General features: G+C 58.1%; 15 protein-coding genes. 10 read left to right on the plus strand and 5 right to left on the minus strand.

What is annotated here, in order from left to right; translation table 11 throughout:
- Positions 1-11: 11 nt before the first annotated feature.
- Complete coding sequence (locus ACEN2J_RS05460) at positions 12-947, minus strand: site-specific integrase (RefSeq protein WP_442103933.1); 936 nt, start codon at positions 945-947, stop codon at positions 12-14.
- A gap of 110 nt (positions 948-1,057) precedes the next feature.
- Here ACEN2J_RS05460 and dusA point away from each other — a divergent pair, with 110 nt between their 5' ends.
- Together dusA and ACEN2J_RS05470 are read left to right on the plus strand one after the other, a co-directional pair.
- Positions 1,058-2,068: a tRNA dihydrouridine(20/20a) synthase DusA gene (gene dusA / locus ACEN2J_RS05465; RefSeq protein WP_442103934.1), complete on the plus strand. Its 1,011-nt coding sequence runs from the start codon at positions 1,058-1,060 to the stop codon at positions 2,066-2,068.
- Between the two features lie 71 nt (positions 2,069-2,139).
- Positions 2,140-2,958 carry a sulfite exporter TauE/SafE family protein gene (locus tag ACEN2J_RS05470; protein ID WP_442103936.1) on the plus strand — a complete coding sequence of 273 codons (819 nt, stop codon included), beginning with the start codon at positions 2,140-2,142 and terminating at the stop codon, positions 2,956-2,958.
- Here the strand turns inward: ACEN2J_RS05470 and ACEN2J_RS05475 are convergent.
- The 3 genes from ACEN2J_RS05475 to ccmI are packed head-to-tail and all read right to left on the minus strand — an operon-like array spanning position 2,955 to position 4,892.
- Entirely contained in the window at positions 2,955-3,185 is a 231-nt protein-coding gene (locus ACEN2J_RS05475) for a DUF1289 domain-containing protein (RefSeq protein ID WP_442103938.1), read from the minus strand. The genes ACEN2J_RS05470 and ACEN2J_RS05475 overlap by 4 nt on opposite strands.
- On the minus strand, positions 3,178-3,666 hold the full coding sequence (ruvX, locus tag ACEN2J_RS05480) for a Holliday junction resolvase RuvX (RefSeq protein ID WP_442103939.1): 489 nt from the start codon (positions 3,664-3,666) through the stop codon (positions 3,178-3,180). The genes ACEN2J_RS05475 and ruvX overlap by 8 nt, the downstream gene beginning before the upstream one ends.
- Positions 3,663-4,892 (minus strand): c-type cytochrome biogenesis protein CcmI, encoded by a 1,230-nt coding sequence (gene ccmI, locus ACEN2J_RS05485; protein WP_442103941.1) that lies wholly within the window; start codon positions 4,890-4,892, stop codon positions 3,663-3,665. Before ccmI ends, ruvX begins: the two co-directional genes overlap by 4 nt.
- Positions 4,893-5,104: 212 nt before the next feature.
- Between ccmI and ACEN2J_RS05490 the strand changes: the two genes are divergently transcribed.
- The 7 genes from ACEN2J_RS05490 to ACEN2J_RS05520 all read left to right on the plus strand — a co-directional run bounded on the left by ACEN2J_RS05490 (position 5,105) and on the right by ACEN2J_RS05520 (position 11,732).
- Positions 5,105-6,352, plus strand: a complete 1,248-nt coding sequence (locus ACEN2J_RS05490) for a sarcosine oxidase subunit beta family protein (RefSeq protein WP_442103943.1) — start codon at positions 5,105-5,107, stop codon at positions 6,350-6,352.
- 70 nt (positions 6,353-6,422) lie between these two features.
- Positions 6,423-6,686, plus strand: coding sequence for a hypothetical protein (locus tag ACEN2J_RS05495; protein WP_442103944.1), 264 nt, complete (start codon positions 6,423-6,425; stop codon positions 6,684-6,686).
- A gap of 78 nt (positions 6,687-6,764) precedes the next feature.
- A complete protein-coding gene (locus tag ACEN2J_RS05500; RefSeq protein ID WP_442103946.1) occupies positions 6,765-7,103 on the plus strand; it encodes a sarcosine oxidase subunit delta in 339 nt (112 codons plus the stop codon).
- Positions 7,100-10,039 carry a sarcosine oxidase subunit alpha family protein gene (locus tag ACEN2J_RS05505; protein WP_442103948.1) on the plus strand — a complete coding sequence of 980 codons (2,940 nt, stop codon included), beginning with the start codon at positions 7,100-7,102 and terminating at the stop codon, positions 10,037-10,039. The genes ACEN2J_RS05500 and ACEN2J_RS05505 overlap by 4 nt, the downstream gene beginning before the upstream one ends.
- Positions 10,032-10,577, plus strand: a complete 546-nt coding sequence (locus ACEN2J_RS05510) for a sarcosine oxidase subunit gamma (RefSeq protein ID WP_442103950.1) — start codon at positions 10,032-10,034, stop codon at positions 10,575-10,577. The genes ACEN2J_RS05505 and ACEN2J_RS05510 overlap by 8 nt, the downstream gene beginning before the upstream one ends.
- A gap of 57 nt (positions 10,578-10,634) precedes the next feature.
- A complete protein-coding gene (locus ACEN2J_RS05515; RefSeq protein WP_442103951.1) occupies positions 10,635-11,051 on the plus strand; it encodes a hypothetical protein in 417 nt (138 codons plus the stop codon).
- An 81-nt stretch (positions 11,052-11,132) separates the two neighbouring features.
- Positions 11,133-11,732, plus strand: coding sequence for a superoxide dismutase (locus tag ACEN2J_RS05520; RefSeq protein WP_442103953.1), 600 nt, complete (start codon positions 11,133-11,135; stop codon positions 11,730-11,732).
- Positions 11,733-11,788: 56 nt separating this feature from the next.
- On the opposite strand, the gene ACEN2J_RS05525 is transcribed toward ACEN2J_RS05520, so the two are convergent.
- Positions 11,789-12,343, minus strand: a complete 555-nt coding sequence (locus ACEN2J_RS05525; protein WP_442103954.1) for a TIGR00730 family Rossman fold protein — start codon at positions 12,341-12,343, stop codon at positions 11,789-11,791.
- A 101-nt stretch (positions 12,344-12,444) separates the two neighbouring features.
- On the opposite strand from ACEN2J_RS05525, the gene ACEN2J_RS05530 reads away from it, so the two are divergent.
- Complete coding sequence (locus ACEN2J_RS05530; RefSeq protein ID WP_442103955.1) at positions 12,445-14,010, plus strand: LysM peptidoglycan-binding domain-containing protein; 1,566 nt, start codon at positions 12,445-12,447, stop codon at positions 14,008-14,010.
- The last annotated feature ends 100 nt before the right edge of the window (positions 14,011-14,110 follow it).

A 14,110-nucleotide genomic window follows, 5' to 3' on the forward strand; every position in this document is an offset into this window, starting at 1 on the left:
CACATGACGAATCACATTAGGGTTTTCTGGAGCAAGACCAAATCTTGTGGGTGAATCAATTTGCCACACGACTTGTGCGTAACTTCAAGACTGCTAACAGTATCCGAATTATATGGAAAAATCTTGCCCATCCGGTGGCGTTGAAGTTTCATTGCACGTATGGCTTCGGGGGGCGTTTCGCACATTACGTCATTTCCCTTCTTCTGCCCTGGGTGCTTCATGTCTCGAACCAGTTGGGTCATGTCGGGCTCATGGAAATCCTCCCATGTGATGCGGGTGATTTCATCTTGGCGACGTGACGAGAACATCGCGAAGGTCATGACAACGTGCATAGGCAAACTTCGACTGTCCCGCGCATAGGTTTCACTGAAGTGTATTATAAGCCGTTCTATTTCATCGAGGGTAGGGCGGCGCGTGCGGGATTTGGACTTTGCCGCAAGCTTTAAATGTCTTGCGGCTGTGATCCCGTCCAGCGCGACATTCCGATCCATCTCGTAATTCCAAGCGGTTCTTGCTATCGACAGCACTGCGTTTAGGTGGCTGAGGTAATTTTGGACCGTGGAAGGAGCGGCCCCGCCTTTCGCCAAAGCCCTGGCAAAGCTGGTAACGTCACTCGGCTTCAATTCATCGCAGGGGATATCGCTGATCGCAAAGTCATTTCGGATTTTACGCAGCACTTGGCTCTTTGTTCGACCTATCTCTCCGCCGGTAGCTTTGAGATAGTCTTCGATGACGTCGCCCACAGATCCAGATTTGCGGCGAGCAGCATCCAGGCCACCAGGTGTAGCCAGCTCTTTCTCGCGACGTTTTAGCCAAGCTTTCGCGGTTGTCAGGCGATCGAAGGTTGACGACTCTTGGTGGACGATCCGGCCCTTCGACTTTATAAGGATCTGTGCGCGGTAGCTGACCGTGCCATCTTTGCGTTTGCGTTCTACGATTGAGCCCATTTCAGTAGTCCTCGACATGTTTTTGGTAGTCCTCAGGACTACTGATGGGGATATATAGGTCCAATTGTGCCATAATAACACCAAATACGTCCCAGTGAGATCTTCTATATATGACTGATTTACCAATAAAAAAAGGGTTTCGCGACGCACACCGCCTGAGCGTTGCGCCGATGATGGATTGGACCGATCGGCATTGCAGGTATTTTCACCGGCTCATGACCCGCCGTGCGATGCTGTATACTGAGATGGTCACGGCCCCTGCGGTCGTGCATGGCCCTGTGGACCGTCTGTTGGCCTATGGCGAGGATGAGCATCCGGTGGCCTTGCAGCTGGGGGGCTCGGACCCTGCGGAACTGGCGGCAGCTGTGCGGATCGCCACACCTTACGGCTATGACGAGATCAACCTGAATGTCGGCTGCCCGTCTGACCGTGTGCAATCAGGTTGCTTTGGGGCGGTGCTAATGGAACGGCCGACCCTCGTCGCCGACTGTGTGACGGCAATGCAGGCCGAGGCCAGTGTTTCCGTAACCGTGAAATGCCGGATCGGCGTTGACGACCAAGACCCCGAGGTGGTGTTGCCTGCGTTTATTGAAACTGTGGCAGCGGCGGGCGTTTCGCATTTCATTATTCATGCGCGCAAGGCGTGGCTAAAGGGTCTGTCGCCCAAGGAGAACCGCGAAATCCCGCCGCTGGATTACGGCTTGGTGTTGCTGATGAAGCAGCAATTCCCCGAGCTGACCATTTGCATCAACGGTGGCATTGCCTCGCTGGAACTGGCGCAAGAGTTGCTGGGGCAGGGGCTTGACGGGGTGATGATCGGGCGTGCGGCCTACCATGATCCGGCATCGGTTTTGGTTGGGGCAGATGCGCTGTGGGGGGATGCCCATCATGCCGATGCGTTTCAGGTGGCCGCCGAAATGCGCCCCTATATCGCCGCCCATTTGGAAAACGGCGGCCGCTTGCATCAGATCACGCGCCACATGCTGGGCCTGTTTCATGGCCGCCCCGGCGCGCGTGCGTGGCGGCGGGTTTTGTCCGAAGGGGCAAGCCGGGAAGGTGCCGGGCTCGATGTGTTCAACGCCGCCTTGGCCGAGGTTGAAGCGCAGGCTGTGCAACGCTAGGCAAAACGGGGCTGGATTTGGCGTTAACGGCCCGTTAAGCATCGCCTATCAACCATTATAAAGGTTTGCCCATGCCCGATTTTATGACGTTGCTTCCGATGATTGCCTTGCTAATGGCAATCGGTGCCTTTGCAGGCGTGATCGCAGGGCTTTTGGGGGTTGGTGGCGGCATCGTGCTGGTGCCTGCGTTCTTTTACGCCTTCAGCCATTTGGGCTATAGCGGGCCAGAGCTGATGCAGGTGTGCCTTGCCACGTCCTTGGCGACGATCATCGTGACGTCGGCGCGGTCGGTGATGGCGCATAACAAAAAAGGCGCGGTTGATTGGGATGTGCTGCGCAGCTGGTGGCCGTTCATCGGCTCGGGTGCAATTGTGGGGATGCTGGTTGCGTCCTCATTGCGGTCGACCACGTTGCAGATCATCTTTGGTGTGCTGGCGCTGACGGCGGGCCTGTACATGGCCTTTGGCAAGTCGCATTGGCGGTTGGGGCAGGCGATGCCTGTGGGGCCAAAGCGTATGGGGATTGGCGCGGGCGTCGGCTTTTTCTCGGTACTGATGGGGATTGGTGGCGGCTCATTCGGGGTGCCAACGATGAGCCTTTATAACATGCCGATCCACCGCGCTGTCGCCACGGCCGCGGGCTTTGGCATTATCATCGCGGTGCCCTCGGTGATCGGGTTTTTGTTCTTGGATATCGCAAGCCCGCCGCCCTATACCATCGGCGCGGTCAACTTGCCGGCCTTTGGTTTGGTCATCGCTATGACGCTGATGACGGCGCCAATTGGCGTTAAACTGGCCCATACGATGGACCCAGCCCCGCTAAAACGCATCTTTGCGATTTTTATCACGCTGGTCGCGCTGAACATGCTGCGCAAGGTGATCTTTGGTTAAGGTTTAGCGGTTCGCCCGCTACGCCCACCGCGCCGTTTGGTCAGCAGCTTGGCACGCTCGGGCAGATCGGCCATTACCGCGCGCCGCGCCTCTGGCGACATGCGCGACCACGCGCCGATTTCGTCAATGGACCGGTAGCAGCCCACGCACATCCGCGCCTCGGGGTGCACGACGCAAAGCTTGACACAAGGGCTCTCAACCTCGTCGCGTTTCCAAATCTCATCCAAGGCTTGCGCTCCGCTTGATATGCGCCAACCGGTCCAGCGCACCTTGCAGAATATAGCTTGCCGCCACATGGTCGATCAGCTCTTTGCGACGTTCGCGTGACATATCCGCCTCGATCAACGCGCGCTCGGCGGCGACAGTCGACAGACGCTCATCCCAATAGGCAAGCGGCAGGGGCGTGAGCCGTGACAGGTTACGCGCAAAGGCCCGCGTCGCCTGTACGCGCGGCCCCTCGGAGCCGTCCATATTGCGCGGCAGGCCAAGGACAATTCCCACTACCTCACGCTCGGCCAACAGCTTGATCAGCGCTGCGGCATCCACCGTAAATTTCACCCGCCGGATGGTCATGTTTGGTGTGGCCACGCTGCGCAACCGGTCGGAAATCGCCACGCCAATCGTTTTATCGCCAAAATCAAGCCCCGCGAGTGAGCCCATCACAGGCAACACCCCGGCAAACTCTTCCATCGCCTCATATTGGATCATGGGGTGATACCTGCCTGAACAGCCGCTTCTTTCAGCCCGCTCAACTCTACCGTGCGGCCCTCAAACTTCTTTTGCGCCTCGGCATAGATTGCGATGGCGCGATCCTTTTCGCCCAGATTGGACAGCGCCACGATCAGACGCGCCCATTCCTCGGCGCTGCCGCCGTCGCTTGCCAAGCGGTCGTTCAAGCCTTCAACCATGTTGCGGATCATCGCTTGGCGATCTTCGGGGCTCATGTCTTGTGCGGCGGCAACATCGGCCGCGTTCGGGCCTTTCAGGCCGGGCATGGCTGGCGCATCGGGCAGCTCATAACGCACGCCTGCAACCTCGGCCAAGGCCTCAATCCGGCTGCGGACCTCTGGCATCCAGGGGCTGTCTTTGGGCGCTACATCCATCAGATGCTTCCAATAGCGAAAGGCCAGATCATAGCGGCCAACCTGCATATTAACGATACCGGTGAAAAATAGCGCCGTGTCATTGTTGGCATCGCGGTCCAAAACACTGTTAAGCAGTGCCTCGGCCTGCGGCGAGACTTGGCCATCTGCGGCCTGAACCATCAAGGTCGCCTGCATCAAAATATCCGCATCACTGGCATCCTTACCTTTGATCGCGATCACTTTTTCCTGCGCCTTATAGGCGGCGGTCAGATTGCCGACATTCGCCTCATTGCGGGCCAAAAGCTGCTGGCCTTGCAAATCATCGGGGCGGTTTTCCACAGCCGCACGCAGCTTTTCGACCAGCGTCAAAAACGCAGGGTCTATCGCTTCAAGCATGGGGCGTGGGGGCAAGGCCGCCTCAAGTGCGGCTTGGTCAGGGCGGCTTGTGCGGTGCTCTTCGGCGACGGCAATCCGTGCCTTTAGCGGCAAATCGCCATAGCCGAGCTGGCCCAAATAGCCATAGCCCGCAAAGCCTGTCGCCAGAACAACCGCGATCACTCCCCAAACCAGCACCGAGGTTGGTCCCGATTTGGCGGCATCCGTTGGGCTTTCTGCACGGTCCGCTGCCAGCAACCGCCGCGCAACCTCGGACCGCAGACGTTTGGCCTCATCCGCCACAATCACGCCGCGCGCTTGGTCGCGTTCAATCTCGGCCAATTGGTCGCGATAGACCTGCTGGTCAAAATCAGCGGCCTCATTGTTATCCGCACGGCGCAACGCCCGGACCAGAATGAACGCCACTACCAGCGCAATCGTGCCCGCCGCTGCCCAAAAGATAATGTTTGTCACACGCAACCCGCCTTTTTTATGCCCTGTCCCCCATGTAATGCCTCTGGCGCAAAGTCAAAAGCCTTAATCACACCACGGGTTGGGACGTCTGGCCGCAGGGGCAACTGTACTAAATGTCGCAAATATCCCCATTGTGCCGCCTTTGGTCGCGGGTATATCACCTGCACATTGCAAAAGGCAGGTAAGTCTTTCGGCCTAAAGGAGTCCCGCGCATGAAACGTTATTCCGTATTTGCCATCGCGCGTGAGGCGCTGCGCTATCATACCGGATGGGAACGTGCGTGGCGCTCGCCCGCCCCCAAAGCGGCCTATGATGCGATTATCATCGGGGCAGGCGGGCACGGGCTGGCCACAGCCTATTACCTTGGCAAGAATCACGGCATTACCAATGTCGCGATCATTGAAAAGGGCTGGCTGGGCGGTGGCAACACAGGCCGCAATACCACAATCATCCGCTCGAACTACCTCCAAGATCCTTCGGCCGCGATATATGAAAAAGCGCGCAGCCTGTATGAGACGATGTCTCAGGATCTGAACTATAACGTCATGTTTTCCCCGCGCGGGTTGATCATGCTGGCCCAAACCCACCATGAGGTGCGGGGCTATCTGCGCACCGCCCACGCCAACGCGCTGCAAGGGGTTTCGACCGAATTCATCAATGCGGCCAAGGTCAAGGAACTGGTGCCGATCATCAACATCGACGGCCCGCGCTATCCGGTCCTCGGCGGCCTCTGGCAAAAGCGCGGCGGCACGGCCCGCCATGATGCCGTGGCTTGGGGTTATGCCCGCGCCTGTTCCGATATGGGCATGGACATCATCCAGCAGTGCGAGGTCAAAGGCATCCGGTCCGAGGGCGGAAAAGTCGTGGGTGTGGAGACCACCAAGGGCTATATCGGCACCAAGAAACTCGGCATCGTGGTCGCGGGCCATTCCGGCCAAGTCGCTGATATGGCAGGGTTCCGCCTGCCGATTGAGGCGGTGGCGCTGCAAGCGCTGGTATCCGAGCCGATCAAGCCTTGCATGGATGTGGTTGTCATGGCCAATACCGTCCATGGCTATATGTCGCAATCGGACAAAGGCGAAATGGTCATCGGTGGCGGCACCGACGGGTTCAACAACTTTACCCAGCGCGGCAGCTTTCATCACATCGAGGAAACCCTGCGCGCATTGGTGGAAACCTTCCCTATGGTGTCACGGCTGAAAATGCTGCGCCAATGGGGCGGTATCGTCGATATGACGGGCGATCGCTCGCCGCTCATCTCGAAAACCCCGCTGGGCAATACCTTCATAAACTGCGGTTGGGGTACGGGTGGCTTCAAGGCCATCCCCGGCTCGGGCTGGGCCATGGCCGAGCTGATGGCAAAGGGCGAACCTGGCCCGCTTGCCGCCGCCTTTACCATCGACCGCTTCAAAGAAGGCCGCTTCATCGACGAATCTGTCGCGGCGGGGGTAGCGCATTGATGTTTTCTGGGAACCCGCAACACGACATGGGCGTTGGTATGGCAAGTGAACCATATAAGGAAGCGCACCCATGCCCGACAATACAAACCGATCCACCTACGTTCGTGAGACGAAAACATCCTCTGGCGCGATGGCGTTCATTGTTGGTGGCCTTGTGGTCGCCGTTGCCGTTATCGGCTGGTTCATGTTTGGCAATGATGTCGATGTGTCAACCGGCGCGGGCGACAGCACAACAACCAACGTCACCATTCAACCGACCGCAGAAGCGCCTGCCGCTGACGCGCCTGCACCTGCACCGCAAGAGACCGCTCCTGCAGCGCCTGCGGGTAACTAACGCCTACGCAACCACCGTTCAGTTTCTTTCGGGCGGGCACCTTTCGGTGTCCGCCTTTCGCTTGTCCAAAGGTGCCCCATGCTGACCCTTCAATGTCCCTATTGCGGCGTGCAAGCCGATGAAACCGAGCTGACCCCCGGCTATGAGGCGCATCTGAAACGCTTCGGTCCCGGTGCGACACCGGAAGAATTCGAATCCTATATGTTCGCGCGCAAAAATCCCAAAGGCGTGCATTTTGAACGCTGGCGCCATGCCTATGGCTGCGGCAAATGGTTCTTGGCGGCGCGGGATACCAACACGCTTGAGGTGTTCGGCACTTACCCCGCGCAATCCAAAGAGCCACCCGCCGACCTCGTCGCCAAAATCAAACAAAAACGACCCGACTGGCCCGGTTACTCCGAGGGGGACAACACATGAGCACCCGTCTGCAAAAAGGTGGTCGCCTGATCGACCGCACCACCCGCGCCGAATTTACCTTTAACGGCAAACGCATGTCGGGCCACGCAGGCGACACGCTTGCCTCGGCCTTGCTGGCGAATGACCAAATGCTGGTTGGCCGCTCGTTCAAATATCACCGTCCTCGTGGTATTGTGGCGGCAGGGCCAGAAGAGCCGAACGCTTTGGTCAACCTTGGCAGCGCCGACCGGTTGGAACCGAACCAACGCGCCACCACGACCGAGCTGTTTGCGGGCCTGATGGCCAGCAGCCAAAACCACTGGCCCAGCCTTGAATTTGATGTGGGCGTGGTGAACAACTACGTCTCGCGTTTCCTGCCTGCGGGCTTTTACTACAAAACCTTCATCCACCCGCGCGCGGCGTGGAAACATGTGTTTGAGCCGATCATCCGGCAATCAGCGGGCCTCGGCTCGGCCCCCAAAGAACCCGATGCCGACCGCTATGAATATGTCTATGCCTTTTGCGATCTGCTGATCATCGGCGGCGGCATTGCAGGCCTTAACGCGGCGCTGACCGTAGGTCAAGCTGGCAAGCGGGTGATGCTGATCGAGCAAACCGCCCATTGGGGTGGCCGCGCCGTGGTTGATGGCGACATGGTCGAAGATGAAAGCGCCGAAGACTGGGTGAAATCCGCCGTTGACGCCTTGAAAACAATGAAGAATGTGACAATGCGCAACCGCTGCATGGGGGCAGGGGTTTATGACCACGGCTACGTGCTGGCGAATGAACGTGTTGCCGATCACACCCCGATGGATGGCCGCCCCAAGCAGCGCGTTTGGCGTATTCGTGCAGGCCATATCATCACGGCCACGGGCGCGATTGAGCGGCCTTTGTCCTTTGCCGGCAACGATATTCCGGGTGTGATGCTGGCGGCCTCGGTGCGCGATTATGTGGTGAATTTTGCCGTTTCTCCGGGAGATCGCACGGTCGTTGTGACCAATAATGATGATGCCTACTTGACCGCGATTGCGCTGGTCGAGGCGGGTCTTTCGGTGCCTGCCATTATTGACGCCCGCAGTGATGTGACAGGCGAACTGCCTGCGCGTGCCCGCGCTTTGGGCATTCGGGTTGAGGCAGGTCGCGGCATCGCCTCGGTAAAAGGTGGCAAGCGGGTGACGGGCGTGCAAGTCTGTTTGCAGGCTGGCGAAGGTGCTGTGCTTGAAGACATCGTTTGCGATGCGGTGGCGATGTCGGGCGGTTGGTCGCCGGTCGTGCATCTGTGGTCGCATTGCGGCGGCAAGTTGACGTGGTCCGAAACCCTTTCGGCCTTTATTCCCGATGAGGCGCGCCCGCCGTTGAACCATGACGGGGCGGCGATGGTCACTGTGGTTGGTGCGGCGGCGGGTCTTTACAGTCCCGCCGATATTATCGCGGGCGAAAGCAGCGCCTCAGCACAGGTCCCGCCGGTCTGGGTCATGCCGCAAGGCGCGCCGATTGCGCTGCGGTCTAAAATGTGGCTCGATTATCAGAATGACGTTAAGGTTTCGGACGTCCAGCTTGCGGCGCGTGAGGGGTACGAATCCGTCGAGCACACCAAGCGCTATACCACTTTGGGCATGGCGACAGATCAAGGAAAGCTGAGCAATATCAATGGTCTTGGCGTTTTGTCTAATGCGTTGGGTGAAGAGATCCCGCAGGTTGGTACTACCACCTTCCGTCCGCCCTATGCGCCAGTGACCATCGGCGCGCTGGCAGGTGAGGCGCGCGGCGAAATTTTCCAACCTCTGCGCCGCACCCCGATGCAGGATTGGCACGATCAAAACAACGCCTATATGGAGCCGGTAGGCCTTTGGCGCAGGCCTTATTGCTATCCGCGCACAGGTGAGACCCATGAACAGGCGGTGCACCGCGAGGTGAAAAATACCCGCGAACACCTTGGTCTGCTGGATGCCTCGACCCTTGGCAAGATCATCGTCAAGGGGCCGGATGCGGGCCGATTTGTGGATATGCTATACACCAACATGATGTCTACTTTACCCGTCGGCAAATGCCGCTATGGCTTGATGTGCAACGAGCAAGGCTTTCTGTCTGATGACGGTGTGGTCGCGCGGATTGATGAGGAAACCTGGCTGTGCCACACGACATCGGGCGGCGCCGACCGGATTCATGCGTGGATGGAGGATTGGCTGCAATGCGAGTGGTGGGATTGGAAAGTCTATACCGCCAATGTGACCGAGCAATATGCGCAAATTGCTGTTGTTGGCCCGAACGCACGGAAACTGCTGGAAAAAATCGGAGGCATGGATGTGTCGGCCGAGGCGCTGCCGTTCATGCAATGGGCCGATGGCACGCTTGGCGGCTTTGCTGTGCGGGTGTTCCGTATCAGCTTTTCGGGTGAATTGTCTTACGAAATCGCCATTCCCGCCAGCCACGGTGCGGCCTTTTGGGAGTTGCTACATGCGGAGGGTGCCGCGTTTGGCGCGATGCCTTATGGCACGGAATGTTTGCACGTTCTACGCGCCGAAAAAGGCTTTATCATGATCGGCGATGAAACCGACGGTACGGTGACGCCACTTGATTTGGGGCTGTCTTGGGCGGTGTCCAAGAAAAAGGCCGATTTTCTGGGCAAGCGCGGGATGGAACGCACTTTCCTTGCCGATCCAGAGCGTTGGCAGTTGGTCGGGCTTGAAACGCTGGACGGCTCGGTCTTGCCTGATGGCTGCTATGCGGTGGCTGCGGGCAGTAATGAAAATGGCCAGCGCAACACAGAAGGTCGTGTAACTTCAACCTATTACAGCCCGACCTTAAACAAAGGTATCGCTATGGGCTTGGTCAAACACGGGCCGGATCGTATGGGCGAGGTGGTTGAGATGAACAAGGTTGATGGCGGCACAGTTAAGGCGCGGATCGTCGATCAGGTGTTCTTTGACAAAGCAGGGGAAAAGCAAAATGTCTAATCCGGTCAGTGCCATGAACGGGCAATCCTTTGACGGCTTTGCCAATATCCGCGAAATCGGCCCTTGGGGGATGATCACCCTACGCTGCGATTTGGCACAAAAACCTTTGGCCACAGCGTTGAAAAAGCTGGGCCTGTCTGTGCCCGCACCGCGCCGTATCGTGCAAGCAGGGGATAAGCGCGTGGGTTGGATGTCACCCGATGAGCTGTTGCTTATTCTGCCGTATGACGAGGTACCAAGCACATTAGAAACCCTTCGTAACGCATTGGCCAAAGTACATTTCTTGGCCGCTGATGTATCGGACGCGCGCGCAGTTTTCCGGGTTGAGGGCGACAAGGCCGATCAGGTTTTGTCCAAGCTTTGCCCCGTTGATCTGGCCAAGCTGGAGGCGGGTGAGCTGCGCCGTACGCGCGCAGCCCAAGTGGCAGCGGCGTTTTGGGCTGAGGATGGCGGCTATACGCTTGTCAGTTTCCGGTCGGTTGCGGGCTATGTGATGGGGATTTTGACCGTGTCTGCCACAGCTGGTGCGGAAATTTAGACGGCATGTACTGTGCATCCCTTACTCTAACAAGGGGAGGCAAAGGTTTGACAAGGTATGATATTTCGTAACCTGCTTGCGGGCGTCCTGTGCGTGATGGCGGGGCCTGCGCTGGCCGCCCAACTGGCCTATACCTGTGTTTTGGATGTGCCTGCATCCCAAGCGTGGGTGCCTGCACAGGTGATCGTGTTAACCCAGCAAGGCAGCCCAGATGCGCTGGTCAATGATCCGATTATCAACCATTTTCTGAAAACCCCGCAAAAGGCGCGTGTCGTGGCCGATAACGCCAAACGCATCACCTTTGTGTGGGCTTTGCCCAACATCAGCAAAGGTGCCCAGCAATTCACCTCAAAATTTGAATACCGCCTGTCCTATATAAAGGCGAATAAACAGGCCAGCATTATAGCCAAGCCTTTGGGCTATAGCGATAATTTTACCGCCTTTGGCACTTGCCGTGTGGACCTCGTGTCCTAATTGTGTACGCCAAGCCCTTGACCTTGGGGCATGAAACAGGCCTATTCGCGCTAAGCGACCGACACATTGAAAGGACATTCCATGACTTTTACACTTCCTGATCTTCCGTATGCCCATGATGCTCTGGCTTCGGCTGGCATGTCGAAAGAAACGCTCGAATACCATCATGACCTGCACCACAAGGCCTATGTCGATAACGGCAACAAGCTGATTGCCGGCACCGAATGGGAAGGTAAATCGGTCGAAGAGATTATCGTTGGCACCTATGCCGCTGGTTCTGTTGCGCAAAATGGGATCTTTAACAATGCCAGCCAGCATTGGAACCACGCCCAGTTTTGGGAAATGATGGGGCCGGGCGGCAAGGCAATGCCGGGCGCTTTGGAAAAGGCGCTGGTTGAAAGCTTTGGCTCGGTGCAAAAGTTTAAGGATGATTTCTCGGCCGCAGGCGCCGGTCAGTTCGGCTCGGGTTGGGCTTGGCTGGTTAAGGATAAAGACGGCAGCCTGAAGGTGACGAAAACCGAAAACGGCGTGAACCCTTTGTGCTTTGGCCAAACTGCCTTGCTGGGTTGCGATGTTTGGGAGCATTCCTATTACATCGATTTCCGCAACAAGCGTCCAGTTTACCTGACCAACTTCCTCGACAATCTGGTCAACTGGGAAAACGTTGCGTCGCGGATGTAATCTGCGCTTAGCGTGATAATTGGGGCCCGCAGGTTGCAACACCTGCGGGCCTTTTTTCATTTCAGCCCGTCTGTCAGGGCCACCTTCAGCGCCGCCACATCCGGCACCACCTGAACAAACCCGCGCATCGATCCGTCGGCAAAGCCCTCCGTTACCACATGGTCCAGCAACGCCACCAACGGTTGCCAATACCCCGCCACATCCAGCAAAATGATCGGCTTTGCGTGCAGGCCCAACTGCCGCCATGTCAGCACCTCAAAAAACTCATCCAAAGAGCCGCCGCCGCCGGGCAGCACTACGATGGCATCGCAATTCATGAACATTACTTTTTTACGCTCATGCATGGTTTCGGTCAGGATCAGTTGGCCCAAGTCGCACTTGGCGACTTCTTGGCGCACAAGATGGGTGGGCATGACGCCCAAGGTCTCGGCCCCTGCCGCCTGCGCCGCGCGGGCGACTTCGCCCATCAAGCCAATATCGCCTGCGCCATAGACCAGCCGCCAGCCCATATCAGCGATCATCTGGCCGGTCTCGGCGGCGGCCTGTCCGTAAACAGGCAGCTTTCCCGCGCGTGCGCCGCAAAAAATACAGATAGAGGCGGATGAAGACATGCGAAAACTCCAAGAAAAGGGTTGATTTACCAAAGGATATAGGGGTTCTAGGGAAAGGTGAAGTTGCGGCAATTTGGCGGCAAGGTAAGCGGAGACATAAGATGGCCAAATGGAATGGTGCAAAGGCGGGGGCCTATGCGGGCGGGGCAGTGGTTGCTGCAACGCTGATAGGTTTGGCGCTAACGTATTTTGCACCTCCTACGCCCAGCCAAAGCCCCGTTCCGGTGCCCGAGGCCGTGCCTGAACCTGTGGCAACGGTTGCGCCCCAACCGCCGCCCGAGGTTAAGGCACCCACCCCCGAAACTCTAATCGCTGAGCCGCCCAGTTTTGATGTGGTCCGTATAGAAAAAGACGGCTCAGCGTTGATTGCAGGAAAGGCCGCGCCAAACAGTGCTGTGTCGGTGCTGATCGGGGGCGATGCTGTCTCGTCTGTGGCCGCCGATCGGTCGGGTGGTTTTGCCGCGCTCTTTACTCTTGCGCCAAGCGATCAGCCTCGGCTGATCACGCTGCGGATGCGGCTGTCTGATGGGCGCGAGATTATGTCGGAGGAACAGGTGGTCGTCGCCCCCGATGACATCTTGGGGCCAGCACTTGCGGCCAACCCCGAAGGCGCAGCCAAGCCTGCGCAAACCGCCATTGAGACTGCCGCGCCAGAGAGCACCGAACATCTGGAAATACTGCCGGGGCTGGTGGTTGTTGCTGAACCTGATAATGCGGCGGCAAACCTTACTCCGGCACAAGAGACGGCCGCAGCAGAAGCCGCCAGCGCGCCATCGCCGATTCTGGTGTCTCCGCAAGGGGTTAAGGTCTTGCAGCCCAGCAAGCTTGATAGCCCTGATACGGTGCATCCGGTGGTGATTGATACCATCTCTTACACGGCAAGCGGTGAGGTCTTGCTTGGCGGTCGGGGCGCGGCGGGGGCCGTGGTGCGGATCTATCTGAACGAAAAGCCCGTTGCCGAATTTCAAATTGCTACCGATGGGGCGTGGGGGGGCGAGCTGCCTGATGTCGCCTCTGGCAGATACACGTTGCGCGCCGATCAGATTGATGCCGCAGGCAAAGTGACGGCCCGGTTCGAAACGCCTTTCCAGCGCGAAACGCGCAAAACTCTGGCCGCTTTGGCCGCGCCGAAAGAGGCCGCGAGCCAAGCCTCTGAGGCCAAGGCACAAGGCACAGATACCCTTCCTGTGGGCGCGAATAATGCGACTGGCGGTTTTCCAGTACCGTCAGTCCAACCCGGCCTTGTTGCGTCAGATGCGCCGGGGCAAATCGCGCAACCTGCGGCGGGAACTGCGCCAGTGGCCGCGCCTGCACTGCACGCGCCCGTGCCTGCACAATCGGGTGCGCCGCAGGTGGCGCAAGGCACGCCCGGTACCCCACCACAACACTCGGACACGGCAGCCGCTCCGCCAATCCCAGCGTCTGGCCAAACGCCTGCTGTGGCCTTGGAAGCCGATGACCAGCCCGTACCCGCACAGGCATCTGTAACCGTCACTGTCCAACCCGGATTTACCCTTTGGGAAATCGCGCGTGATCGGTTTGGCGAAGGAATACTCTATGTCCAAGTGTATGAGGCCAACAAAGACCGCATTCGTAACCCGGATCTGATCTATCCGGGGCAGGTTTTTGCCGTGCCCGATTTACCTGTTGCACAAAGCAAACCTTAACGGGCCAAGCCTTAAACGGCTTAGCAGGTCTGGCCATTGTTCGCGCGGCCCATTAGGAACGTCTTTGAACAAATGAGGTCCCTATGCGCAGGATAACACG

Origin of the sequence: Pseudorhodobacter sp. W20_MBD10_FR17, assembly GCF_052119765.1 — a bacterium.
Lineage (GTDB): Bacteria > Pseudomonadota > Alphaproteobacteria > Rhodobacterales > Rhodobacteraceae > Pseudorhodobacter.